Raw genomic sequence first — 25857 nt, forward strand, 5'->3', positions numbered from 1 at the left:
CAGGGGATGAAAGCTATGAAGCAAGCCATGTTTTATTTAAGTATCGCCATAGTATTTGAATCATTTGGTACCACCATGCTCAAGTTATCTGAGGGATTCACAGTCGTTTGGGCATCAATCGGTGTTATTGTTGGCTTTCTAATCTCATTCACAAGCTTAAGCTTTGCATTGAAAAAGATCGCGTTATCAACTGCTTACGCCATTTGGTCTGGTGTGGGTACCGCTTTTACTGCATTAATTGGCGTTTTCCTTTTTCAAGAGCATATGAGTTTAATGAAAGCCATTGCCCTTGTACTGATAATATTGGGTATCGTTATTATGAACAAATCTAAAAGAGAAGAAGAGCCAGCTGCTGTAACTGCTAATGGGTAGTTGAAAGTATAAAAAAGCCACCCGTTGAAAGGGCAGCTGCTATTATTTAATGCTTCGGAAATACCAGTTCTCGTATTACTTCCGTGTTATCTCGGTCCACTTCTATAAACCCTAGAGCTCTATAGAGGTCCGAAGCACGTTCATTCTCTGGTCGATGACCTAGCACGATTTTATCGCATGAATGTTCTTTTTCTATAAAATGAACCAAAGCATTCATGCCAGCTCTGCCAAAACCTTTATTTTGATGCTTTTTGTCGATCATAAACGCCATTATCCAATAGCTGTCGTCGTCAGGATCAACGGCATATACGGAGCATCCAACCAGTTCTCCATCTGCGTATAAAGCAAGAGGAGTCATTCCACAATAGGCAGACTCAGCGAGCCAATATACCATAGGTACCGGAAAAACAGACTTCTGCTCATCGGTCACCTCTAGTTGCGTGCAAGCGTACCAATTGTTTCCAGAAATCTGCTTCAGTTCCATGAATGGTTTGAACTCACTTCGAATTTGATCGCATCCATTGAGCAATTTTTGCTTGAGTGGATTGACCCATTCAGGAAGATGGGGCAAATCGTCCATATTTTCCATACAACGAAGCAATCGAGCGAATGAATAAAGGTCGGCAAATCTCTGGAATCTAGGAATCATCTCCAAGGAGCAATTATCAAGATGCTTTACAGATGTATATCCGCTAATAAAATGTTGAATATTTCGTTTGGACTCACTATCATTTTGTTCGATCAAATCAGATAGTGTGGATGTAATATCCATCATAAACCAGTGATACATAGAGTCATCAAAATCTATGGCGCTAAAGCGTGACTCCTCTTTCATATAAAAGACATTGTCTGTCTCAAAATCATAATGGATAAGTCCGTAATTGCCTCCATCTGATGGGAGCGCGGTCAGCCAAGCTTTAAGACGTTCGTGTTCTTTAAGCGCCTCTTGCTCTTGCGGATGGTTTTGCAATACAGATAATATAAAATCCAGTGCGTCTACCCAGCTTTTTCGGGAGATTGCATCGGATGTATGCGATTCGGATAAAAGATGCAGGCTTGCGAGCGATTGACCCCATTCCTCAAAATGGTGGCTCGACATCTGTWCAAGAGAAATAGACTCGCCTTTTGCTTGTTCAAACACAACCCCGTAGTAACGACCATTCTCAGTTGAAATCGACTCTATCCAATTACCGTGAATAGAACGAACAGGTGTCACAGTAGCAAAGCCTTTATCTATTAAATAGAGCATAAAATCAAGCTCAGACTGAATGTTTGTGATTGAATTATCTTCTTCATGAATAAACCGCAAATAATGCGGCTTCCCATTAACCTGAAATACATAAATAAAATTGCTGCTGGCTCTCCAAAAGGTTAACGACTCTGCATCATGCTCCCAATTCTTAAGCATTTGTGTGGCAGCTAAGTTGTTTGCCGTTCCAAGCACCATGTTCCTTAAATACATCATGTCCTGTTTGCCTCCCATGTCTAATGAGAGGTGTCTTTTTAATTACAAATAGCTACCTCTCACAGGCTTCATCGTATAATGGTTTGTTTTCAAACATCATCACTCCTTTTGAACGTATTAGGGATAAGCATATATATAAATGTTCCGTTGGTATGCCTTATCCCGTTTATTATTATCTGTAAAATATCCAATATTATCAAGATGCCAGTTCGGTTATAATTGTTTTATACAATTGGGTTGGAGGGATTAGATGGCAAGGCATCTACTATATATAGTGGCCTCAGCTGCTTTATTTGTATTTTGTTTATGTGCATTATTGTATGTCTTATGGGATTTCAGTCAGCCAAAAACTGGACCTGTGGGGAATGGATTTATTTCACCTTCTTTCATTCAAATATTCTTTCTTATACTTTTTATGATTTCCGGAATCTTAAATTTAACTGTCTCAATCGCCGGCTATTTAAAATACAAAAAGACAATAAATAAAGACGAAAAGAGCGAGTGAAAGAAGGTGGACGTATGATTACGCTAATTGATGGAATACCTTTACAGTCAAGTGAAGCTCCATTTAAGGAAGGCCGGAAAATATTCCTGCCGCTACGGGATGTTTTTGAACAGATGGGCTGGCAAGTGGAAGGCAATTCAGATTGCATAGTCGTATCATTTTCAACAGAGGATTCGACAAGAAGTACATATTTGTATGAAGAGAGCAATGGTATTATTCGTATGCACGAGGGGACAGCTTATATCCATTCACACAGGCTTGCTGGAATAACGAATGCCTTAGTAGACTGGGACGAGCCTACGAATACACTCACCATTACTACTGGGGACTCGAATCAGGCAGACATGAATAGTGATTATGAAGAGAATTATGAAGATACTAGCGATGAGCTGGAACATATAGATTTGAGTGACAAGGTAAACCTAGGTAAATATTCAGTGCCTCCAGCCWTGATGACGTTGATTGAATTGGATGAGGAGCTTGAACGAGAAGGCTTCAATATGTGGAATGTTATTGGGTTTAATCCATCTATTAGCTATATGAGTTATTTTAATACGCCGTTTGATGTCGTGATAATTGGGACAACGGGTATGGACGGTGACCATTTTGGAATCTTGACTGAGTTCGGTTCGGCTACTGATTTAGAGGAGGCCCCGATCGTTATGGTTGCTCCTATGGATTTCGACCAACCCGTCAAGGTAGTAGCTAGCAATCTTCGAGAGTTTATCCGAATGGTGATGATCGATGCCTCATTGCTTGTTGGTGGATACGAAAATGAGCAAGCGTATCTTAAGCACAAGCTGGAGTATGAGAAAAGTATCGAAGAACAGTATGGCATTCGGGAAACGGATAAGGACCGATTAAATAGATAGGTTGTGCTTAAGCGGATGGAGGAGCGGTTAAGCCCTCCAATGATCGAAGATCCGTATCGGTACTCGAGAAATGCGGCGAAGGACAGGGAGAAGCGCGTCATCGTTGCAACCAAAAGTAAATTGGATGTAACCAATGTGTATTTATCAGATGCCGGCCGTCTGCATGCAGCATTGCTTTTGGATGAGGATTTAGAAATGAAAGAATTAAAAACGTACTTAAATACAGCATCTTCTGCTGAGAAGCTGGCTTTAATACGCGATTATAACTTAGAGTACCTGAAAGATGAGAAAGYTATCCTCAAAGTTATCAAAGAGGAAATGAAAAGCTTGGATTTGATAGATGAATTGGCAAGGCTRCAGGCGGTATATTCCATATAGTTGAAGTAAAATTGTCGTTCTAGAATGAAAGACCTTATGATCATTACAGACACAAATAGGCGGTTTCTGTGCATTTTAAACCAAGCCGAATTGTACTATCTTTATAGTACGGAAGTTGGGAACAGTGGAGGCGGTGTTATGGTAGCGACTAGCGGGTATAACCTTCCAGCTTTTGAATCGCTTGAATGTTTTGCGGGAACGATCGTGAATGCTCCGGGCTGCACCTACGGGCCGCGATTGCAGCACGAGCTGCAGCTTGTACTAGTGCATAATGGATCGATGAGCATCGATATCGACGGCACGACGACACAGCTTCAGCCAGGCAATATTTTTCTGATCTTGCCTGGCCAACGTGTTTATATCACTTTCGATAAGAACGCGGAAACGTGGCACCGGTGGATTACGGTCTTTACTTACGAGATCGAATCGGAGGTTTTGGAAGAATTGGATCGTCTGCCTAACGTACTGCCGATATCTGAGCAGATGAACCAATTGCTCGACGTTCTGGTCAGCTTGCAGAAGCTGGATATTGAAGGCGGAGACTCTGTACGGAATACGCTGGCTCTCGGGGCGTTTCGCCTTTACGCCGCAGAATGCCGAACTGGAGCAGCCTCATCTGCCGTTCATCCCGCTATACCACTAATCAAGTCGCTTATTCAGGAGCGCTATCACGAGGAACTGATACTGGCTGACTTGGCGGCAGTTGCGAACGTTTCCCCGGGTCATCTCATCCGATTGTTTCGGAAGCATGAGGCGCTGACTCCTATGCAATATTTATGGCGTTATCGCGTAGAACGGGGTATTGATCTGCTGCGTACGACTGGCCTTGCTATCGGGGAAATTGCCGAACGATGCGGATTCAAGACGTCATACCATTTTACTCGCATGGTCAAATCAAACAAAGGCCGATCACCAAAGGTTATCCGCTACAACGATTGGAATGGTCGAGCGGCGAACAACGTTTCCACTCCGTGAATATCATAAGAACTCTGTTTGATTAAAGGAGGGCCGAATCAATGAGTGCAATAGAAAAGGATCAGTTTCTGCAACACGGCTACGTGGTGCTGAATCAACTCTTTACGAACGAGGAAGTTATGCTATTTAAGGAAGAAGCCCATGCTGTTTTAGAAAGAAATGGAGTAGGCAATGAGGGCGTATATGTCGGTCTGTCAGTGGCAAGCACCGTATTTAAAAAGGCTGCCGCGCATCATGGACTGGTGATGGCGCTCAAAGAAATCATTGGAGACCATGTCGTCTTTCTAAGCGACAAGCTCGTGTTCAAGAACGCAGTAACTGATTTCGGTTCACCGTGGCATCAGGACTATCCTTATTGGAAAGGAAGCCATAAATTTTCGGTTTGGATCGCTCTGGATGATGCCACCCCGGAGAACGGCTGCCTGAGAGTAGTGCCCGGCTCTCATTTACTCGGGTCGGTGCATCACGGAGGAGACGCTTCGGACGGCCTAGGATTCGACAATCGCCTAGACAAGACTGATTTCGATGAAACGAAGGTCATTGACTTGCCGGCTTCTCGAGGTGATGCGATCATTTTTCACGATTTGCTGTTCCATTCCTCCTATAGGAACGTTTCGGGCAACGATAGGTGGGCATTAATTTCTACTTACAAGGACGGCGCTCAGGATGACCCAGAATACAGCTGGGCAAGTGCGGCCTTTGATGTGAGCGGCTAACAGGTCCCGCAGGTTTCGATAGTGCGAAGACAGTCTATCTAGTGGGTGTACAGGATAAAGGATAATGAATACGAAACTGAGGTGTTGCAGGAGGCTTATGACTGCAACACCTCGTTTTGTTTCAACATGGACACCAATTATACTAAACTAGTAATTGACAGTATATGATAATAATCATACAATAAAATAAATCACACTAAGTTACTTGGTATTATTGAAAACATACGCATTAATACAGAGGAGAGTAAACTATTATGGCAATTCAAACATTCAAAGCATCTGCACATTTACAAGATGGAGTTAAAGTCAAAGCTACTTCAAGACATTTTGAGCTAACGATTGATGAACCGAAAAGCTTGGGCGGTACGGACACTGGTATGAATCCAGTGGAAGCTCTACTTGTATCCTTAGGAGCTTGTCAGTCTATTGTCGCTAGAGTCTATGCTCCAAAGTTTGATGTTAAATTGGATGATTTCCAAGTGGATGTGGAAGGCGATCTTGATCTTGATGGTTTTTTCAACAAATCAGATGTACGCCCAGGTTACTCCGAAATCCGCTATACGTTCCGAATTAAGACTGATTCGCCAAAAGAAAAGGTTGAGGAGCTTGTGCAATTTTTGGAGAGCAAATGCCCAGTTGGAGACTCGATCGCAAACGGGGTTACTCTTAAATTAGCTAATATCATTATTGAGAACTAAGCGTAGGCAGGACTACTTAAATAATATCCGGACCTTAAAATTGCTGGAACCAAAGGGCTGGTCAAGTCATATATGAGTTGTTGTGTCAAACTTACGGCGATAGTTGTTGAGCTAAAGCTCTAGGAATGCATAAGCACGGTTTTGGTGCTTACAGCTCAGTTTTAGGCTAGTTTGAGGGCTGTAAGCTCGATTTTTGAGCTTACAGCTCGGATATCGCCAGGTTTTTGACGAGAATGGAGGTTTTAAGCACGATTTTGGTGCTTAAAGCCTCTTTTTTGGTTAGTTTGTTGGCTGTAAGTTCGATTTTTGAGCTTACAGCCATTTTTGCTATAGGGGACAACCTCATGTGTCACTAGAATGATTGTTATTGTGAATAACGTCGCCAGTAGGGGCAATTGCTGTCCGCATCCGAAATAAAACACAGTAATGTGGGACTAATTGTTACGTAATCAAGCAGCTTATTATTTACTATTTCTTCATATCCAAATAATCCTCCTTAAACAATCCGACTATATGATAGAAATATATTGATTTAACGATTGAGAGGTTGGGAAAGTATATGAAAACAAAAAGAATAGCACTGTCATTATTACTATCAGCAAGTATTTTACTGCCTACAGGTACAACAATGGCAGCAGATACAACAATTACGGKGTATGAGCCTCTGCGAACGCAGATGGAAAAAATCGAAGCGTCTATCACTTGGGATAGTGATGATCGATCTGCATTGGTTAAAATGAAGAATGGCCTTACAGGCACATTTACCGTTGGAGAAAAGGAGTATCGGTTAGCAGGCAAGGGTGGGGAGCTATCGAATGAAATTAAGCTAGTAAAGGGTAAAATGTACATTCCTGCATCATTGCTCAAAAGCATTCTAAACGAGAATTCGAAGTTTCTCGACCCTAAGGATATTATCTCTACTTTTGCTGTAACGGCACAGGTTGAGACGGATGTCGTTGAAGACGGTGAAGATGCGGCTGATGATCCGGCAATCTGGGTTGATCCAGCTAACCCAGCTGAATCTAAGCTGATTGCAACGAATAAGGGTGGAGGCATGCTCGTTTACGATTTGTCAGGAAAAGAAATTCAAAATTATAAGCTTGGGAAGATGAATAATGTCGATGTAAGATATAATTTCCCGCTAGGAAACGGTAAGGTTGATATCGTAGCTGCTACAAATCGTTCTACCAACACTATCGACGTACTTGCCATTAATGGCAAAACAGGAGAGTTAAAAGATATAGTAGCTAAGCCTATTCAAGCGAAAATGGAAGAAGTGTATGGCTTCAGCCTTTATCACAGCTTGAAGACGAACCGCTTTTATGCTCTAGTCCTTGGCAAAGAAGGCGAATTTGAGCAATATGAGCTTTCTGACAATGGCACAGGGAAAATCGAGGGCAAGCTGGTTCGAGAATTCAAGCTGGCTACTCAGTCAGAAGGATTAGTAGCAGATGATGAGTATGGCATGATGTACATTGCAGAAGAAGACTATGCTATTTATAAATATAATGCGGAAGCTGACGGCGGTTCGGAGGCTCTGGCTACTGTAGATATTGCGGATGGACGCAGACTTCAGGATGATATTGAAGGATTGACGATGTATTATGCCGCAGATGGTCATGGCTATCTGATCGCTTCTAGTCAAGGCAATGATACCTATGCGATTTACGATCGCGAAGGCAACAACCAATATATGACTAGCTTCACAATAGCAGACGGTGACAAGACGGATGGAACTTCTGTTACAGATGGCATAGATGTGATGAGCTTTGGTCTAGGAGAGCAGTTCCCTAATGGAATATTCGTTGCACAAGATGATTCCAATATGGAAGGCGACAAGGAGTTCAACCAAAACTTTAAAGTGGTAGCTTGGGAGCAAATAGCTAAAGGCGCCCAAACATCGTTGTACATGGATAACAAAGTAGATCCACGTGGACTCGTATTTCGCAGCGTTAAGTAAATTGCAGTGAGTCAGATGCTGGAAAAACAAGCTGGTCTCGGTATTTATCCGATGCCAGCTTGTTTTTTTTTCGATGTGGTCCAGGTAATTGACTTAAATCTTTGCCATAACTGTGCGTAAATATTCAGACGGCGACATGTCCGTGAACGACTTGAAGTGCCTGGAGAAGCTATGTACACTGCCGTAATGAAGCAGCTCCGCAATTTCTGTGAAGGTATGCCGCTGTTCGCGGATGAAGCGTTTAGCCAGCTGTATTTTCAAATGGCGATAGTATTTCATAATACTGACACCCTTGTTTTTTTTGAAAAGGGTGAGGGCGTGGCTTTTGCTTAAATTGAAAGTTTTGTAGATGTGCTCGAGGCGAATATCTTCATATATATGTTCTTCCATATAAGCGCACATGCGGATAACTAGATCCTCTTCACTTCGCTGTTTGATGGAAGGTGACAATCTTTGCTCTCGTCTTAGCAGCTTATCGCCCGCATTTCTTAAGTGAATCAACAGTATCTCCAAATATATTTTAATAAGCTGCTCCGAACCGATAGGAGCTGCTGGATTTCTGTGAAGAGTATGGTTCCGCGGATCATCGAAAGGAGGAGTAAAGGCGACGAAGCCATTTTTCATAATTTGCGCCAATATGTCCTGCTGCTCAGCATCTAAGGTGAAAATTTTATTTTCAAAAAAGGACATTTCCTTCGAGCGACAAATGAATGACAAAATGATTACATTCGGCGCAATTTTCTTATTGGCCCAGACGCCATGAAATTCGTTCGGTTTGTGAAAGATCATATCCCCTTGCTTAAGACGATAGCCTTCCGTATCTGCAAAAACCTCCAGCTCTCCTTTATCTACGTAAACGAATTCCCAGAAATCATGTTTTTCTCCTTCAAAAGCGAAGTCTTTAGAAAACTCAAAATAATGGAAGGAAACCAGCTGTTTGATGGATAGCGGCTCGTTAAGCTTAGTAGTGGCGAAGTACATATCCTTCATTGACTATTGCCTCCTTTGAATCGACCAACATGTTATCGTTTTCGGACTTATTGCTATTATTCAAGTTCTTTTTGCTAAAGATCAGTAGAAGGAGAACGCTTACACTTATAGTAGCAGATTAGCAATAAAAAGGAATGGGTGAATTGTGATGAATGTATTAGCTGTAGGCTGTCATCCGGATGATCTAGAGATTGGCTGTGGAGGAACATTGGCGAAGCTGGCTGCGCAAGGGCATCAGGTAACGATGGTTCATGTGGCCAATGGAGATAAAGGGCATAAGGTAATTCAGTCGGAACAATTGATACAAATTAGAAAGCTTGAGGCCATAAAATCTGGACAGTTGATTGGTGCTGAAGTTATTAGCTTGGACGTTCCTGATTTGACAGTGAAGTCGGATCAAGATGAGTTAATCAGTAAGCTTGTGAAGGTGATTCGTAGAGTTAAACCGGATTATATCATCACACATCCACCTGAGGATTATATGAAGGATCATATGGAAGTATCTCGTGCAGTATTTGATGCGAGCTTCGCGGCTACCGTCCCTCATTATAACCATATAGAAGGTGAAGATGCCCATAATAAAGTAGCTCCACTTTATTATATGGATACGTTGGCGGGAGTCAATTTTCTACCAACCGAGTACGTAGATATTAGTGATTATATCGAGACGAAAATCCAGATGAATGATTGTCATGAGAGTCAGATCAAATGGCTGTACGAGCATGATGGCATCGACTTTCTGGATTTCGTCAGAACGGTTTCCAAATTCCGCGGGCTTCAATGCGGTAAGGCCTATGCGGAAGGCTTTAAGCAAAGCCAAGCATGGCTGCGGTTAACGACGGAAAGATTATTGCCTTAGCCTGAGCTGCTGGATACGATAGATAGGTCACATAAGAGTGAAATAAGAGTGAAGCAACCAATAGAATAGGAGAGTGGCAAGCGTGAATTTTGTGCAAACCGTACAGGGATCCTTGTTGGAAAATTTCTATCCTGCCGGCTGGAATATGGAAGCGATCGATAAATGCTGCTCTAACCCTCCAGAGACGATCGGTGAGCGTCAGCCTTTTTGGAATGAGTCGTTTCAGTTAATTTCTTGTAATGAGGTCCAAGAGCTTGATGTGAAAATGGGGCATGAGATTGCATGGCAAATTCGTCAGAGTAAGCTAGACGGACGTAAAGTGGCTTTTATTTTGCCAGTTGGCCCAATGGGCATGTATAAATGGGCGGTTTATTTTCTAAAGGAATGGAATATCGACTGTTCTCATGTGTACGGCTTTAATATGGATGAATGGAGCGATGCGGAGGGACGCACTTTACCGTCTGATAATAAGGGCTCCTTCCAATACGCAATGGAGCAGGCTTTCTATGGGCCGCTTGGAGAGCTGACTGTACCTGTAAATCAGCGCCATTTTGCGACATTAGATTCATTGCCAACCTATGCGGATAAGATCGCCAATTTAAAAGCAGAAGGCGCGGAATTGATTACTGTATTCGGAATCGGCCGTATGATGCATATCGCGTTCTGGGAGCCGCATTTCGGAGCTGAATTTAATAGTGATGAAGAATGGAGCAAGCAGACTCATCGGATCGGGGCGCAGCTTCATCCGTTAACGATTGAACAGAATGCGATTACGAGCTTCAAAAGCCGGACAACGTTAGTACCGTGTCGTGCGAATACGATAGGCCCAGGCCTGTTCCTGCAATCTGATAAAATCATAGGCGGTTGTGATGGAGCTTTAGGCCGTGGTATGCAGTGGCAAGGGCTTTCGCTTTGGACAACTTTGCGTCATGGGCCGGATAGATGGCTCCCTTCGACTTATATGCCGACACTGCCGGGCAAGCTCTTTTTTCTCAATGAATTGGCAGGTCCGCTGGAGGCGGATGTTAACTAGGCATTAAATTAGTCTAGTTAACTATTAATGATGGATTTTTAGGCAAGCTACAATTATGAAATCCTAGAATAAAGTGAATTTTAAAGAAGCCGACTGAGCTGATCTAAGCTGAGGTAAGGCTTCTTTCTCTTGTTCATTTATAGGAATGTATAAGTTTCACGCCTATACTCCATCTGTCGTTACATGAAATAAGAGGAATTTGATTTTTATAGTTAATTAAAGGCAATTGTCGTATACTGTGGAAAAAAAGGAGGAGTGGTAGTCTTTGATGTGGATAAAAAAGAGGATCAACAATATTCCGATTTTCCCAAAGCTGATTATTACTTTCTTAATCATTACTACACCCTTGTTTACGTTAAGTATCGTATTGAATGATCTGGGTAAGCAGGAGGTGAAAAGCCAAATATCCAACTCGATTACAACCAATAACCACTATTATTTCTTATTGCTTGAGAAGGAATTGGAACGGATCATTCGAACGCAGCAGGAATTTATCAATGATGAGGATCTCAACCAATTGAGTAACGCGATTTCGATTATGTCMGATTACCAACGAGTGAAAGCACTAAATGACTTAAAGGCTAAATTAACAACGTTGAAGGATTCTAGCATTTATATCAAGGACATTACGATCTATATAGATGCCATTAATGGAACCGTTTCAACCTCTGGTGCAGAAGAAACCTCAAATACTAGAGAAGAGGCGGAGAAAATAGCCATGGCGACATTTACGAGTGGAGTTCCAATAACGTCCTGGCAAGATCGCCTCTATTTGAATTTAACTTATCCAAACAACTCTAGGATTAACTCGAAATCTCCTCTGTTTATACAAAACATCGAATTATCTATGGATGCGCTTACAGATGCATTAAATGCATTCCCTCAAGAGGGAGGGGCCATATTGTTTAATGATAATTGGGTTATTTCCAATCATAAATATCCGGAGCCTCTAGCGGAAATCAAACAAAAATTAAAGAATGACATGCAACAATCGACAGCGTTCACGAAGCAAATAGACGTGGGTAAAGAGAAATATATGGCCGTGTATGAAAAATCATCGTTTTTGGAAGTTTCACTCCTCTTCTATTTCCCTGAAAATGTTATTGTTGGACAGCTGAAAACGTATGGAACATGGTTTTGGCTAATTGTAGGTAGTTCTTTAATTATAGTTACCCTGTTTTCCTATGGTATTTATTTATTAATTCACCAACCTCTTCAGCTATTGATTAGAAGGTTCAGAAATGTGGAGGGGGGCAATTTTCAAACGACGACTCCTACGGCTCGGCAGGATGAGTTCGGCAATATTTTTAATCAGTTTGATCGAACGGTGCAGAGCTTGCGGACATTGATAGATGAGCTATATGTGCAGAAAATCAGGCTGCAGCAGTCGGAGTTGAAACAGCTGCAAATGCAGATTACTCCTCATTTCCTGTATAACAGTTTTTTTATTCTACATCGTTTAATCAAAAATGATGAGAATGAAACGGCAGAGCTAGTATCCAAAAACCTGGGTGACTATTTTCACTATATTACTAGAAATGGCTTGGAAGAGGTTTCACTCGAGGATGAAGTGAATCATGCCCGATCTTATGTAGAAATTCAAAATATAAGATTCTCGAATCGCATAGTAGTGAATTTTGAGCCGCTTCCTGAATCCTTTCGCGGAGTTATGATTCCGCGCTTAATCTTACAGCCGCTGGTGGAGAATGCTTACGAGCATGGACTCGGTGACATGGTTACTGGAGGAACCTTAGCTATAACATTTGAAGCTTCAGCTGATAGGCTGTATTTTTCGGTTGAGGATAACGGTATGGGATTGACTGAGGAGCAAATGTCTAGAATGATCCGAAAGATTACCTTCGAAGAAGAAGGAGAGACAACGGGACTTATTAATATTCATCGCCGCTTAAAGCTAAGATATGGCGAGCATGGGGGACTTGAGGTAATGCCCGGCGGCAATGGAGGTTTACTGGTAAGGATTTATATTCCACATGACAAAGGAGAATGAACATGTATCGGGTACTTATTGTCGATGATGAGCCTATTATTGTGAATAGTATGTATCGATTGCTTCGGGAGGCCGTTCATTTGGAGCTTGAGGCCCATCGGGCCTATAACGTTTATGAAGCGCTGGATTGTATGCAGCAGGTCCGGATTGATGTGGTCATTTCAGATATTCGGATGCCTGGAATGAGTGGGATTGAGCTGCATAAGAAAATCGTCCAAAGCTGGCCGCGATGCAAGGTGATTTTCCTAACGGGATATAACGAAGCGGACTACGCACGCCATGCTATTCGGACAGGCGGTGTAGTTGATTATGTGCTAAAAAACGAAGATGACCACGTTATTTTGGCGGCTGTGGAAAAGGCATTCGCAGAGCTCGATGAGGTTGAATACGGTGCGGATTATATGATGAATGCAAAGAAAAAGCTGCAATTGGCCATTCCAGCTTTGCAAAAAAATACGCTATTTGATTTGATGCGTAACCCTTCTTTATCACTGCAGGAAATGGAAGTTAGATTTACTAAGTCTGAAATTCCATTAGCGGCGGGAGAGGGCGTATTTCTCGTTCTTGGCAGGGTCGATATATGGCCGATGGTGTTAAGTGATCTTGATCGTACACTGCTTATTTATGCTTGTCAGAATATTGCTGAGGAATATTTGGATCTTTCGGTTGAGCATGTATTCGTCGTATTTGATTCTAATAAATTTCTCTGGTTCATGCAGCCTAAAGAGCTTAAGGCAGTAGATCCTTTGAATGAGGAACAGAAACAGAAGGCTTGGCAAAATTTAAGAACAAGAGTATATGGCATTATAGAGGCTGTACAACAGACATGCAGACAGCTGTTGAAGCTGCCACTATCCTTTGTCATTGGACGCGATGCCTATGAGTGGGAGAATGTAGGCGCACAATTTCACTACTTGAAGGCATTGCTGGGGAATGGTTCCCATAACAGACAGGAGCTGCTTATCCAAGACTCCGATCAGTTTGGACTTCATATGGATTCGGGTCGCGGTCATCCGTTCTCTGATTCTATGAACAATAAGAAGCAATTCGAATTACTGGAACAATACTTATCGAGCGGACAAGCAGAGCAGTTTAATAAGCTATACGATGAAATTATGAATGTGGATGACTTACCCGGGTATAAGTACCAGCTAGAGCTATTTTATTCGGTCTCATTGAGCTTGATATCTTACGCGATTCGAGCAGGACTATTCAATGAGCTTTCAGTAAAGATGGATCTTGGAAAAATGACGCAATATGATGCACACGAGTCATGGCCTGATGCGGTTACTTACTTAGCTAAGGTTGCTGATTACGTACTTGAGCAATATGAACCTGCTGCTGATGAGCAAGGTGAACGTTTGATTTTAGCTATACATCAATACACGCAAGCTCATCTCGGAGGGGATCTCTCATTGACGAAGCTATCGACAGTAGTACATCACAGTCCAACCTATTTATCCCGTCTATACAAACGAATGACAGGCACAATGCTCTCCGACTATATAACTAAAGAACGTATGAAAAAAGCGCAGCAGCAGCTAGCGGAGACTTCTATGAAAATAGGGGACATTGCTACACATGTAGGGTATGAGGCTGCTCCACAATTCAACCGTTCTTTTAAAAAAATGTTTAAATTAACGCCCCAAGAATACCGAGACCGGTTTCAAACTATGCAGGAATAGAATAACGCAAGAGAAGTCAAGGAAAGCAAGATTGGCAAATAGCTTCGGCTTTTCCATTCTTTTATGATAATACTGCAAGCACTAATTGATATAGGGGGACGAAATATGAAGGGGAAGGCCGTTAAAAGTATCCTGTTGTCCGCATTGGTTTTTACGATGGTTTTTGTATCAGCATGCAGCACTAAAAGTAATGAGGGGAAAGATCCGGAAGTATCCAGTACACCAACGAGTGGTACGGAAACAAGCTCACCTGAGGAAACTGCTGTTAGCTATGACCCGCTCGGGAAGATTGATCCGCCAATTGAGGTGACAGCAGTGAGAATGTTGGACTCAACGACTAAATTTGCAGAAGGCGACTCGATCGATAAAAATGCCTGGAACCAACTCTACTTGGATGAGTTCGGCATTAAACTAAAGTATTTATGGGTTGCTGATCCGACTCAATATAACCAAAAATTTAATGTAACGATGGCTTCCGGCAAGCTGCCTGACATTATGCCGGTCGATGGTACGCAATTCAACCAATTGGTTGAAGCGGATTCATTAGCTGATTTAACAGATGCATTGGAGAATTACGGTACACCATTAACGAAAGAATTATTGAAAAAAGACGGTGGACTAGGCCTTGAATCTGCGACATTTGGCGGCAAGCTGCTGGGCATCCCTGTAAATCCTGGTGCGAATGATAATGCTCCGCTGCTCTGGGTACGTACGGATTGGTTAAAGAAGCTCAATTTGCCCGAGCCAAAGACGATGGACGATGTATTTAAGATTGCGGAAGCGTTCGCAAAACAGGATCCAGACGGAAATAAGAAAGACGATACGTACGGTCTAGGTTTAGACAAACTCTTGTATGATGCCGTATTTGGACTATATGGCTTCTTCAATGGCTATCATGCCAATCCGCAAATATGGGTTGAAAATGAAGCTGGTGAATATGTATACGGAAGTATTCAACCAGAAATGAAAGTGGCGTTAGCCAAACTTCAGGAAATGTACAAGGCAGGTTGGATTGACCGTGAATTTGGCGTAAAAGATATAGAAAAATTAATTCAAGCGGGCAACGCCGGCAAACTCGGAATGTTTTATGGCGTTATGTATGCCAATAGTTACTTTACTGAGGGCAAGAAGTTGGATACCGAGATGGACTGGCTGCCATTTGCGCTGCCGTCAATAGACGATCAACAGGCAAAACCACAATTGGTGTTCCCTATTGGTAAATATTTTGCTGCGAGAAAAGGAATGGAGCACCCTGAGGCTCTAATCAAGATGCTGAATGCCTTCCACAACGACTGGGATAAGACGAAATATCCGCTTACTGCAATCAATCAAGATGGTGAAATTGCAAAGTGGGTCTATGCACTAGTTACAGGATCTAATCCAACTCAAAATCTAGATATGTATACAAGGGTATCAAGTGCGATAGAGAAGAATGACGAATCACTGTTGGATCCAAAGGCATCAGGGCAGAAAATCTTCTATGACAGCCTTAGGAAATGGGAAAAAGGCGATGCCGAAGGATGGCTTTATGCCAGAATCTTTGATGCCCAAAAACTGTTGCATGACTACCACACAAGCAATGGGTTTCTTATGACGAAATATATTGCTGGACCAACAGCTACGATGGTAGAAAAAGACGCGACGCTTAAAAAGATGGAATTAGAAACATTCACGAAAATTATTATGGGTGAATCGTCCATTGACGCTTTTGACGAGTTCGTAGCGAATTGGAAAAAGCTTGGCGGCGATGCCATTACTGCAGAAGTGGCCAAATGGAAAGCAAGTAAATAATACAAAAACTAAAAGGGAAAGCAGTCGATATGGTATTACAAGGTATTACCTGGTATCGCCTGCTTTCCTAGAAAGTTACTATGATGAGGAAGTGATTGGAATGTCCGTTATGACAGTGACAGGCAAGGTGCGGGCGGACAGTCTGGGACTGGTGTTACCCCACGAGCATGCCTTTATTGATTTAAGAGATCTAGTGCCTGCGCCGCATACGATATCCGGCAAGGTGCTTTCGCAAGAGAAAGTAAGCTTGACCAATCTGGGCAAACTCCAAAGAAATCCTTATGCGGTCTTGGATAATGCGGTTTTGGATGATGAGAAAATAATGGAGTGGGAGCTCCATGAGTTTAAGAAAGCCGKGGGAAAAACATTCGTCGATCTCACCCTTCGTGATATTGGCAGAGACYCTGTCTTACTGGCTCGGTTATCAAGGGCGCTTGATATCAACATCATTGCGGGCTGCGGCTACTATATTAATGCCTCCCATCCACCTGATATGGATGATAAAACAATTGATGCCATTACGGAAGAAATACTCGGAGAAATTAAATACGGCATCGATGGTACCGAGATTAAAGCAGGTGTGATTGGTGAAATAGGGACAAGCGAAATCATTTATCCGAATGAAAGAAAGACGCTGATCGCAGCAGCGACAGCCCAGCAGGAAACTGGACTTGGTCTCCATGTGCATACGGATCTATGGGCAACTAATGGCTATGAAGTCGTGAAGATACTGACAGAACACGGTGCTTCTGCAGAGAAAATATGTATTAACCACATTGATGTCGATTTAAAAATGGATTATATGAAGGATTTGCTGAATAAAGGAGTCTATATTGAATTCGACAATTTCGGAAAGGAGTTTTATGCAGACAGAAGGCACAAAAGCGTTCTGAAGGGACTCTTTGCCAGAGATATAGAGAGGGTCAGAGCAATTAAGGAATTGATTGATTGCGGCTTTCTCTCTAAAATATTGCTGTCCAATGATGTATGTCTGAAAACATGCATCCATCACTATGGAGGATGGGGATACGATCATGTTATTACAAATATTATCCCTATGATGCAAGACGAGGGTATATCAGATGAACAAATCCAAACCCTAATGATAGGTAATCCTGCAACTTTCTTGGATGACGGAAGAGACTAACAGGGAGAGGTATGTTATGAAAATTATAGATTGCAGCTGTGCTGTAGGATATAAGACGGTCAATTATGAGGTCGTCAACCATGAGAATTTTATTGTTAGGGAGAAAGTAAAGCAGGCTCGTGACGCTGAGGAGATGCTACAAGAGCTTGATTTCTGTGGAATTGATGGTGCGGTAGTTAGCCATAACACGATGGCAGATGTGGATCCCGATTACGGAAACCGTGCGGTTCTAGTTGAGACTAGCAAAGCGCCAGATAGGCTGCTCCCAACATGGACGATACTGCCTCCAATTACTGAAAGTCAGTATGCGCCCGAGCATTTATTTCCTGCGATGAAAGCTAATGGGGTGAAGATGTTAAGAGCCTATCCCGAGCGTAACCGTTACTTGCTTAATGGTGTAGTCATGGGTGATCTAATGGGGGAAATTGCGGTAGCTAAAATTCCGCTGTATTTGACTCCGAGCGAAGGCTGGCAAAGTATCTACAGTATTATGCAGGAGTTTCCAACCTTAACGGTCATTCTTCATAATTATGGCTTGTGGAGCCATTCCAGGCTTACGTATCCCTTATTCCGAACTTATAAAAACCTGTACATTGAGACCGGTGATATGCAAACAGCCGGGGAGATCAAGGATATTTGCAATAAATTTGGTTCAGAACGCCTCCTTTTCGGCTCGAATTTCCCAAGCAACGCTATAGGCGGGCCGCTAGCTGCTTTGCTTGGTTCTAGCATAACAAAGGAACATATGGAGAACATCGCATACAAAAACCTCGAGAGATTACTAGGTGAGGTGTCACGATGAGTATACAGAAAATGACTAATCAATCGCAGCTGGCTAGAGAGTTTGTTGAAACGGGAAGGCTGTCCAGCATCCCATTCATCGATATGCACACACATATGGGGCCTTTTTATGGCACCTATTTGCCGGAAGCTAGTTTGGATTCGATGATTCAAACGATGGATAGGGAAAATATAGAATGGATTATTTCAGCTCCGCATAGCGCGCTATTTGATCCTATTGGGGGAAATTCGGAGATAAAGCCTGCTATGGAGCAATATCCGGATAGGATCTACGGTTATTATGTGGTAAACCCGCATTATGATCATAACTTGGATCAGGATCTCGCTGAGTTCGATAGTGTGAAAGGTTATGTAGGAATTAAGCTTCTTCCTGACTATCACAAATATCCGCTTACTGGTGAGAAGTTCCGTAAAATTTATGAATTCGCCAATGATCGTGGACTGCTCCTATTATCCCATACATGGGGACACAGCCCTTACAATCCTCCGCAAATGATAGAAGAGCTTGCGCATAAATATGAGAATATTACTTTCCTGCTGGGTCATTCAGCTCCCGGTGAAACCGATTATGCGATCGAGCTTGCGCGGACACAGCCGAATGTTTATTTGGAGCTATGCGATACAGGGCGACTTAACGGGATAATCGGTAAGATGGTCCGTGAGGCTACTTCGGAGAAGGTAGTATTCGGAACGGATTTCCCTTGGTATGACCCTAATTATATGCTGGGAAGTGTATTGTTCTCAGGTATTAGTGATGAGGAAATAAAGAATATCATTCACCATAACGCAGTGCGTTTGCTTCATAAAGTACGGAATCGAAAATGATAGTCAACAGAGAGGACAGGATAGGCAATGACAGAAATAATAGAATCGTTTGAAACCGCGAAGGGCAACTTGTTCGGAGATTTGTTAACAACGAGAGTCACTAGCAAGAAGCTGAAAGTGGGTTTGATAACATTAGGTTTTTTCGAGTATTGGAGAATGTTCCCGGACACATTGAAAGCGAATGTTACGGCGGATATGACCTGCGTCTATAACAATCTCCGTAACTATATGAATCAAGACGAAGTCATCTGGTCGGGACTTATTGACACATTAGATGCCGCAGAAGCTGCGGGTAAAGAGCTGGCAAGCCAGCAAGTCGACCTTATTGTCTATGTGGCAGGCACCTATTGTCCCGATTATATGGCAATCCAAGCATTAGAGCATGTTCGTCACGTTCCAGTTGTTCTATTTAATACGCAGCATAATAACAAAATTAATCTTGATACAAATTATGRGAATATTCTGAGAAATAGCGCGTTAATTGCGAATTTGCAGTTGGCTGCCACGTTTAAAAAAATGGGCTGGTACCCCGACTTAAAGGTTGTTGTGGGATCGATCCATGATAGTGCTGCTTTCGAGGAGATGACCAAATATATAGGTGCATACAAAGCCTATTTAAGACTCAAAACGACAAACATCGGCGTCATTGGTCATGTTTTCAGAGGGATGTATGATTTTGAATTCGACAAGACGATGATAAAAGGCACACTTGGGCCGAACATTATTTCGATACAGGTTGATCATTTGCTCGAGCAGTTCAGCAAGGCAACTGATGAGGAAATTGAAAATATAGTTGAACAGACTAAAAATAGATTTAATATCGTTGGATTGAGCGAGGAAGATATTTATAAGTCTTCAAAATTTTACGTTGCTCTTAAAAATACATTGGATCGCTTCAGGCTTGATGCCCTAACGCTGCTTGGCCAGCATTACGTGGAGCAGAAGACGGGAACGACCTCGTACTTAGCCAACACCATGATGCATGAAGAAGGCAAATTAGTCGTTAACACAGAGGGGGATGTTCACGGACTCATTATTATGACGTTAATGAACATGCTTAGCGGTAAAGTGCCTGCCTATGCGGAGTGGGGCGAATATGACGAAGAGCTCAATGCCTTGCTTATGGTTCATCATGGATATGCGAATACGGAATATGCAACAGACAGAAGTACGGTAAAGGTCAACCGCTCACCTGAGCAATGGGGCTTGCAGGGTGCAGGCTTTGGGTTTGAGTATACGTTGAAGCCGGGCGAGGTGACGATCAGCCATCTAATTATTGATGCTGAAGGGTATAAGATGCTCATTGTTAAGGGCCAAGCTTTGCATATTCCGAAGAACATTCCCTGTGAGGAGATTACAGCTGTCATTCAATTTGGTACGCCAATCAAGCAATTTCTAGCAGCTTTGATTAAAGAGGGATTTGCTCATCATTGCATTATCGGATATGGGGATTTAACGGAAGAGCTATCATATGTTGCTGATTTTATGGGGATTCGGAAAGTCATTTATTAAAGGCAGACTGCTTGGCAAATCGAATGTGATGGGAGAGTTGAAAGCAATGATACAAATTCAGTCTTCAGAGTTTATTGCTAGAGTAGAGAAGTTAAAAGTGTTGATGGCGGAGCAAGGAATGGGTGCATGCCTTGTATACGGTGATGAATATAGAAAAGAAAATTTGCGCTATTTGAGTAATTATTGGCCACTGTTCGAGAGAGGGGCGGTCATTGTTCCTCTCAACGGGCAGCCCATTGTGTTGGCTGCACCGGAAGGGGAGTTGTTGTGCCAAGAAATGACTACGTGGTCTGACGTACGTCTTCTTTCCCAGTTCAATTGTGTAACCGTGCCGGATGAGATTGAATACCCGCAAGCCAATTACACGAGCTTGAAAGAGATATTCGCGGAAGTGAACGCGAATAATTCATTAAAGCGTATTGGTATTTCTGGAATAGATGCAATGCCTGAACCGCTGCTAAATGCGATTAAGGGAAGTCAAGAGGGCGTGGAATGGACTGATGCTGGCGGCATGCTTTTTCAATTAAGAATGACCAAGTCAGCAGACGAAATCGCTTGTTTGAAGGAAGCGGCGAGAATCGCGGACGAAGGCTACAAGCTGATGATTGAGAATGTTAAGCCTGGAATGACTGAGCTTGAACTGTCAGCCTATGCTTATGGCGAATGTATGAAGGCGGGTGCGGAGTTTGTGCCATTCATCGTTATGACCAGCGGCGAACGGGTGAATACCATTATCGGAAGGCCGACTCGTAAGGTGATTCAGGACGGGGATATGATTATGGCTGCGATTGCTGTTCAATATGAAGGCTATGTAGCAACGGTAGGTTTTCCTTTCGTGGCAGGTCAAATGAGCAATGAACAGCAGCAGTTCATAACGCTGCTTGTGGAGGCTGAGGATATTGCATTATCCAAACTGGTGCCAGGAGCCAAGCAAAGTGATCTGGTCAAATCAGTGAAAGACTATTTTGAATCCAAACAGGTCACCGAATATGACCTTTATCCACCGCTGCATGGCTGCGGACTAGCAGAAGCAGAGTCTCCTTACCCAGACGATAAATCTACAGCAATCTTCGAAATCGGAATGACGGTTAATACGGATGTTAGTTTGTTCGGACATCCATATGGTTCTAACCGAGTAGAGGAAAGCTTGATTGTGACGGAAAATGGCTATGAATCGATGTCGAAGCTAGTCAGACATTTGAGCAAGACTTGGATAGAAACAGCGACGATTTCGGTTAATTAAGGAGGAGCGTATGGGCAAAGAAGGCGCAAAAAATTGGTATGTAATCGATGGGTATTTACCCTACAAAGGTAAAATAGATAATGATTCGCTTGAAGGGCATGAAGCCATCATGATTCTGAATTGTCAGGATACCGAAGCGGAAATTTTCATGGATATATTTTATGAAGATAGAGAACCGGATTGTGATATTCGGCTTGTTGCAGCGGCAAGAAGAGTGAAGTGTATTCGAATGGATCATCCGGATGAAATCGGAGGAATCGTGCTAGACAGACAATTACAGTATTCATTGCGGTTTAAAAGTGATGTGGATGTCATCATTCAGTACGGAAGAATGGATATTGCTCAGCCCAATCTTGCTTATATAGGCATGATAGGATATTCAGAATGATGAAGAACTCCAAACTTAAACGTGAAATCCCATTGCATCTTATGCTGATCCCTGGCGTTATTCTTATATTAATTTATAGCTATTTTCCAATGGCTGGTATCGCTTTTGCATTCCAAAAATTTATTCCGATACAGGGTTTGTTTGGTTCGAAATGGGTGGGCTTCGATAATTTCCGTTATGTGCTGCAGATGCCTGATTTCTGGCAGGTACTGAAGAATACCTTTTTTATTGCAACCATGAAAATCATCGCCGGGCAAATTGTTCCTATCGTTGTAGCCTTGTTGTTAAACGAAATGAAACGAGCATTCGTTAAGCGAGGTGTTCAGACACTCATTTATTTACCTCACTTCTTATCCTGGGTCATACTCGGAGCCATTCTTGTTGATATACTGTCTCCTTCAGAAGGGATTGTAAATCAAGTACTTCAAGCTTTCGGTGTCGACCCTATATTTTTCCTCGGAAGCAATCAATGGTTTCCTACCGTACTCATTGCTTCTGATGTTTGGAAAGAATTTGGGTTTAGTACGATTGTATATTTAGCAGCTATTACAGGCATCAATCCTTCCCTTTATGAAGCGGCAATTGTTGATGGAGCAAATCATATGAGGCAGACCTGGCATATTACGCTGCCTGGTATGGTTCCGATCATTATATTGCTGGCCACCTTAAGCTTGGGCAGTGTTTTAAATGCCGGCTTTGATCAGGTGTTTAATTTATATGGTCCATCGGTCTACCAGAGTGGAGATATATTGGATACATTAATTTATCGGATAGGCCTTATTGATGCTCAGTTCGGTGTAGCAACAGCTATTGGGTTGTTTAAATCGGTCGTTTCGTTGGTGCTCATAACGATTTCATATGTTTTGGCCTACCGATTGGCCAATTATCGTATTTTCTAAAATGATTATGCAGATTAAAGTGTTGAGTTTTGAAGAAAGGATTGTAGCCCATGCGTCATGTGTCCTTGAGCAGGAAAATTTTCGTTGTTTTCAATTACATTTTTTTGGTGTCGCTTTCCTTGCTCTGCTTGCTTCCTCTGATTCAAGTGCTGTCTATTTCCTTTAGCTCTAGTCCAGCAGCATCCGCCGGTTTGGTAAAGCTGCTGCCAGTAGATTTCAGCTTGGATTCGTATCAATATATTTTGAAGAAAAAAGAGTTTATTAGCTCTTTCAGCATTACTCTGGAGCGGGTTGCTATAGGATATACATTTAATATTTTACTTGCGCTTCTGTGCGCGTATCCTTTGTCCAAGGAAGTGAAGGAGTTTCGGGCGCGCACTTATTACGCGTGGTTCTTTGTATTCACGATCCTGTTTGGCGGGGGTCTTATTCCGACCTACATCATAGTTAGTGAAACAGGGCTGCTTGATACGATCTGGGCTTTGATCATTCCGGGTGCAGTAGGTGTATTTAATATTATTTTGCTTCTAAACTTTTTTCGAGGATTGCCTAAAGAAATTGAGGAGTCCGCTTTTATAGATGGAGCGGGACATTGGACGGTGCTAACGAAGATGTATGTGCCGATGTCGCTGCCTGTGCTTGCCACGATTTCGCTATTTACATTGGTCGGTCACTGGAATGCCTGGTTTGATGGGTTGATTTACATGAACTTCCCAGAGAAGTACCCTTTATCTACTTACTTGCAATTAATGGTCATTAACAGCAATCCAATGAAAATGGATATTAACAATTTAAATGGCGCTTTGGAAATATCAGAGCGTACGACACGGGCGGCACAAATTTTCTTGGGTGCGCTGCCGATTCTTATTGTTTACCCATTCTTGCAGAAGTATTTTGTGAAAGGGATCGTAGTTGGAAGTGTGAAGGGCTAATAGGCGTTTATTGGGGGAGAAAAGGATGAATGCTGTAAATTATGATAGATGGATCTGGATTGAATTAATTGGTTTCGATAACAGAGAAAGTGATTATGGGGTAAGCACTTATTTGAAAAACGCTAAGTTTAAACCGGATGGCATTTCATTGCTTTTGTTCACCCCTGATTTTGTGCATGCGCATAAAGGGATGGAGAAAGAGCATATGTTGCCAATTGAAATATGCTCCTATGCGGCACGCCCTTATGGCAAGCATCACGACAGGCAGGAATGGACGAATTACCAGCTTCGCGGATTGGTTGCAGAGCTGCAAAAACACGGGATTGATATGTACTGCAGCTTTTTCAATTTGTTTCTATTTCAAGATGAAGGAAAAGAAGCAGCGAGTGAATGGTGCTCCTCGCACCCAGAGCTTTATGAAATGAGGAAGACGGGCGAAGCGTTCCCGGTCATTAACCCGCTGAAGCGTTTTAAAGATGGTACCTATTATGAGGATCTATTTATTACTGACTTGATGACCGTTATGCGTGATTATAACTTTGATGGGTATCATGGAGCGGACGGTTACACGAGCCCTCGTCTTACGATTGCAGAGGCGGATTACTCCGACGATATGGTAGAGCAGTTTACAAGACTCAGCGGGGTGGAATTGGCAGAGAACCTCAAGCTCACTTGTGACGGCGAACCGTTAGAAATGGAGAAACGGGGCCATTGGATCTGGACCTATAAACGAATGGAATGGATTAACTTCTATGCGCATCGTTGGGGAGAGMTTTGGCAGAAGATTATGCCGGCACTTCGCAAGGAAGGGAAAAAAGCCGTTCTTAATTCGGTCTGGACGAGAGATCCGTTCGAAGCTTTACATCGTTATGGCGTGGATTACAAGCTGCTCGCAGCATCTGGTGTTGATGCATTTGTAATAGAATCGGTAGCTGCCTCGTGTTCTGCTGGCGCAGGAGAAATCGAGTACGAACCGGGTACAGAATTTATGTCCATGATCATGACAATCAAAGCTTATGTGCCGGATATGAAAATGATTTGTTTGAATGCAATACAGGATACGAACGAGCAGTGGGATGCAATTAGCCATGTGCCGACACTCTTGGAGCGGGATATATACTCCTTTTCGAATATATTTTTGAAGGATCAACAAGGGGTACAGCGCTGTACTTCAGGGTTTGTAGCTTGCCTTGGCGATGGAATAAGCGAGAGTGATTGGGAATGGTTATTAAGAAGGTGGAATCTGGGTTATGAAGGGCAGCCTGAGCGGATAATCGGATCCAGCTTTGTATGGTCGGATGAAGCACTGAACCATTCTTTAGAAGACTATCCTGCAACCCGGAACTGGCCCGCTTATAAGTTTTTGAAGGAATTAATAGACCGAGGCGCTCCGCTGCACACGATGGTGAATGTGAAGGATTTGGAGCAAACAAGCGGTGCGATTTGTGTAACTAGTCTACATTTGTTGCCGGATAAGGAATTACAGCAAATTCTTGCCTATCGTAGTGGTTCATCCACCCTGATTGGCAATATGACGGAGYGGATAGCGCAGATTTTTGCAAGTATCAGCTTGAATGTGAGTGCAGATCCAGGCCAGCTATTTTGTATGGCGCGTGAAGCTAATGGGGCCGTTATTAACACAATCGTTATGATGAAGGATAGCAATTCCATTCACCATGAATCTGAAGATTTGACCCATTTAATTGATCCGAAGTCATGGGTAGATCCTCTTTATTTCAGCCCTGTAACGGATGACTTTTTAAGCGGGTGTGTTCAAGCACTGATAAGCTGCTCTGATGCGCC

23 protein-coding genes are annotated in these 25857 nt (G+C 42.7%); 21 read left to right on the top strand and 2 right to left on the bottom strand.

Translation table 11 applies throughout. The features are described from left to right. The first annotated feature begins 15 nt into the window (after positions 1-15). Positions 16-372: a DMT family transporter gene (locus AC1DWN_RS04330; RefSeq protein WP_477557709.1), complete on the top strand. Its 357-nt coding sequence runs from the start codon at positions 16-18 to the stop codon at positions 370-372. A 46-nt stretch (positions 373-418) separates the two neighbouring features. Here AC1DWN_RS04330 and AC1DWN_RS04335 read toward each other — a convergent pair whose 3' ends face one another. Beyond that, complete coding sequence (locus AC1DWN_RS04335; protein ID WP_477557710.1) at positions 419-1837, bottom strand: GNAT family N-acetyltransferase; 1419 nt, start codon at positions 1835-1837, stop codon at positions 419-421. Positions 1838-2356: 519 nt separating this feature from the next. Between AC1DWN_RS04335 and AC1DWN_RS04340 the strand changes: the two genes are divergently transcribed. The 6 genes from AC1DWN_RS04340 to AC1DWN_RS04365 all read left to right on the top strand — a co-directional run bounded on the left by AC1DWN_RS04340 (position 2357) and on the right by AC1DWN_RS04365 (position 7941). Continuing rightward, positions 2357-3214, top strand: a complete 858-nt coding sequence (locus AC1DWN_RS04340) for a hypothetical protein (protein ID WP_477557711.1) — start codon at positions 2357-2359, stop codon at positions 3212-3214. Between the two features lie 39 nt (positions 3215-3253). Next, on the top strand, positions 3254-3592 hold the full coding sequence (locus tag AC1DWN_RS04345) for a hypothetical protein (RefSeq protein ID WP_477557712.1): 339 nt from the start codon (positions 3254-3256) through the stop codon (positions 3590-3592). A gap of 138 nt (positions 3593-3730) precedes the next feature. Then, on the top strand, positions 3731-4567 hold the full coding sequence (locus AC1DWN_RS04350; protein WP_477557713.1) for a helix-turn-helix domain-containing protein: 837 nt from the start codon (positions 3731-3733) through the stop codon (positions 4565-4567). 41 nt (positions 4568-4608) lie between these two features. After that, entirely contained in the window at positions 4609-5283 is a 675-nt protein-coding gene (locus AC1DWN_RS04355) for a phytanoyl-CoA dioxygenase family protein (protein ID WP_477557714.1), read from the top strand. A 254-nt stretch (positions 5284-5537) separates the two neighbouring features. Then, complete coding sequence (locus AC1DWN_RS04360) at positions 5538-5981, top strand: OsmC family protein (protein WP_477557715.1); 444 nt, start codon at positions 5538-5540, stop codon at positions 5979-5981. Positions 5982-6540: 559 nt separating this feature from the next. Continuing rightward, positions 6541-7941: a phytase gene (locus tag AC1DWN_RS04365; protein ID WP_477557716.1), complete on the top strand. Its 1401-nt coding sequence runs from the start codon at positions 6541-6543 to the stop codon at positions 7939-7941. A gap of 93 nt (positions 7942-8034) precedes the next feature. Here AC1DWN_RS04365 and AC1DWN_RS04370 read toward each other — a convergent pair whose 3' ends face one another. Beyond that, positions 8035-8931, bottom strand: coding sequence for a helix-turn-helix domain-containing protein (locus AC1DWN_RS04370; RefSeq protein WP_477557717.1), 897 nt, complete (start codon positions 8929-8931; stop codon positions 8035-8037). Positions 8932-9079: 148 nt separating this feature from the next. Here AC1DWN_RS04370 and AC1DWN_RS04375 point away from each other — a divergent pair, with 148 nt between their 5' ends. The 14 genes from AC1DWN_RS04375 to AC1DWN_RS04440 form a co-directional block, all read left to right on the top strand. Continuing rightward, positions 9080-9790: a PIG-L deacetylase family protein gene (locus tag AC1DWN_RS04375; RefSeq protein WP_477557732.1), complete on the top strand. Its 711-nt coding sequence runs from the start codon at positions 9080-9082 to the stop codon at positions 9788-9790. 82 nt (positions 9791-9872) lie between these two features. Then, positions 9873-10823: a sugar phosphate isomerase family gene (locus AC1DWN_RS04380; protein WP_477557718.1), complete on the top strand. Its 951-nt coding sequence runs from the start codon at positions 9873-9875 to the stop codon at positions 10821-10823. A 268-nt stretch (positions 10824-11091) separates the two neighbouring features. Continuing rightward, positions 11092-12831 carry a sensor histidine kinase gene (locus AC1DWN_RS04385; protein WP_477557733.1) on the top strand — a complete coding sequence of 580 codons (1740 nt, stop codon included), beginning with the start codon at positions 11092-11094 and terminating at the stop codon, positions 12829-12831. 2 nt (positions 12832-12833) lie between these two features. After that, a complete protein-coding gene (locus tag AC1DWN_RS04390; protein WP_477557719.1) occupies positions 12834-14516 on the top strand; it encodes a response regulator transcription factor in 1683 nt (560 codons plus the stop codon). Between the two features lie 105 nt (positions 14517-14621). Beyond that, on the top strand, positions 14622-16307 hold the full coding sequence (locus tag AC1DWN_RS04395; RefSeq protein WP_477557720.1) for an extracellular solute-binding protein: 1686 nt from the start codon (positions 14622-14624) through the stop codon (positions 16305-16307). Positions 16308-16407: 100 nt separating this feature from the next. Beyond that, positions 16408-17454, top strand: coding sequence for a phosphotriesterase family protein (locus AC1DWN_RS04400; RefSeq protein WP_477557721.1), 1047 nt, complete (start codon positions 16408-16410; stop codon positions 17452-17454). Between the two features lie 16 nt (positions 17455-17470). Further along, the gene (locus tag AC1DWN_RS04405; RefSeq protein WP_477557722.1) at positions 17471-18256 is read left to right on the top strand and encodes an amidohydrolase family protein; all 786 of its coding nucleotides are present in this window, start codon (positions 17471-17473) and stop codon (positions 18254-18256) included. Further along, entirely contained in the window at positions 18253-19080 is an 828-nt protein-coding gene (locus AC1DWN_RS04410; RefSeq protein WP_477557723.1) for an amidohydrolase family protein, read from the top strand. The genes AC1DWN_RS04405 and AC1DWN_RS04410 overlap by 4 nt, the downstream gene beginning before the upstream one ends. A gap of 27 nt (positions 19081-19107) precedes the next feature. Further along, on the top strand, positions 19108-20592 hold the full coding sequence (locus AC1DWN_RS04415) for a hypothetical protein (protein ID WP_477557724.1): 1485 nt from the start codon (positions 19108-19110) through the stop codon (positions 20590-20592). Further along, positions 20552-21835, top strand: coding sequence for a M24 family metallopeptidase (locus tag AC1DWN_RS04420; RefSeq protein WP_477557725.1), 1284 nt, complete (start codon positions 20552-20554; stop codon positions 21833-21835). The genes AC1DWN_RS04415 and AC1DWN_RS04420 overlap by 41 nt, the downstream gene beginning before the upstream one ends. A 10-nt stretch (positions 21836-21845) precedes the next feature. Then, positions 21846-22223, top strand: a complete 378-nt coding sequence (locus AC1DWN_RS04425) for a sensory rhodopsin transducer (protein WP_477557726.1) — start codon at positions 21846-21848, stop codon at positions 22221-22223. Continuing rightward, positions 22220-23122 (top strand): ABC transporter permease, encoded by a 903-nt coding sequence (locus tag AC1DWN_RS04430; protein WP_477557727.1) that lies wholly within the window; start codon positions 22220-22222, stop codon positions 23120-23122. Before AC1DWN_RS04425 ends, AC1DWN_RS04430 begins: the two co-directional genes overlap by 4 nt. 50 nt (positions 23123-23172) lie before the next feature. Beyond that, positions 23173-24054: a carbohydrate ABC transporter permease gene (locus AC1DWN_RS04435; protein ID WP_477557728.1), complete on the top strand. Its 882-nt coding sequence runs from the start codon at positions 23173-23175 to the stop codon at positions 24052-24054. Positions 24055-24079: 25 nt separating this feature from the next. Further along, on the top strand, positions 24080-25857 hold a 1778-nt coding region (locus tag AC1DWN_RS04440; RefSeq protein WP_477557729.1), incomplete at its 3' end, for a hypothetical protein.

This window comes from Paenibacillus sp. P4_A7, from assembly GCF_056402455.1.

What these genes read in the sequence shown, in the direction of transcription:
- AC1DWN_RS04420 (WP_477557725.1), top strand. Translation starts at nt 20,552, where the DNA reads ATGTTGCTGATTTTATGGGGATTCGGAAAGTCATTTATTAAAGGCAGA.
- AC1DWN_RS04430 (WP_477557727.1), top strand. Translation starts at nt 22,220, where the DNA reads ATGATGAAGAACTCCAAACTTAAACGTGAAATCCCATTGCATCTTATG.
- AC1DWN_RS04370 (WP_477557717.1), bottom strand. Translation starts at nt 8,931, where the DNA reads ATGAAGGATATGTACTTCGCCACTACTAAGCTTAACGAGCCGCTATCC.
- AC1DWN_RS04350 (WP_477557713.1), top strand. Translation starts at nt 3,731, where the DNA reads ATGGTAGCGACTAGCGGGTATAACCTTCCAGCTTTTGAATCGCTTGAA.
- AC1DWN_RS04410 (WP_477557723.1), top strand. Translation starts at nt 18,253, where the DNA reads ATGAGTATACAGAAAATGACTAATCAATCGCAGCTGGCTAGAGAGTTT.
- AC1DWN_RS04390 (WP_477557719.1), top strand. Translation starts at nt 12,834, where the DNA reads ATGTATCGGGTACTTATTGTCGATGATGAGCCTATTATTGTGAATAGT.
- AC1DWN_RS04395 (WP_477557720.1), top strand. Translation starts at nt 14,622, where the DNA reads ATGAAGGGGAAGGCCGTTAAAAGTATCCTGTTGTCCGCATTGGTTTTT.
- AC1DWN_RS04405 (WP_477557722.1), top strand. Translation starts at nt 17,471, where the DNA reads ATGAAAATTATAGATTGCAGCTGTGCTGTAGGATATAAGACGGTCAAT.
- AC1DWN_RS04375 (WP_477557732.1), top strand. Translation starts at nt 9,080, where the DNA reads ATGAATGTATTAGCTGTAGGCTGTCATCCGGATGATCTAGAGATTGGC.
- AC1DWN_RS04360 (WP_477557715.1), top strand. Translation starts at nt 5,538, where the DNA reads ATGGCAATTCAAACATTCAAAGCATCTGCACATTTACAAGATGGAGTT.
- AC1DWN_RS04425 (WP_477557726.1), top strand. Translation starts at nt 21,846, where the DNA reads ATGGGCAAAGAAGGCGCAAAAAATTGGTATGTAATCGATGGGTATTTA.
- AC1DWN_RS04435 (WP_477557728.1), top strand. Translation starts at nt 23,173, where the DNA reads ATGCGTCATGTGTCCTTGAGCAGGAAAATTTTCGTTGTTTTCAATTAC.
- AC1DWN_RS04355 (WP_477557714.1), top strand. Translation starts at nt 4,609, where the DNA reads ATGAGTGCAATAGAAAAGGATCAGTTTCTGCAACACGGCTACGTGGTG.
- AC1DWN_RS04330 (WP_477557709.1), top strand. Translation starts at nt 16, where the DNA reads ATGAAGCAAGCCATGTTTTATTTAAGTATCGCCATAGTATTTGAATCA.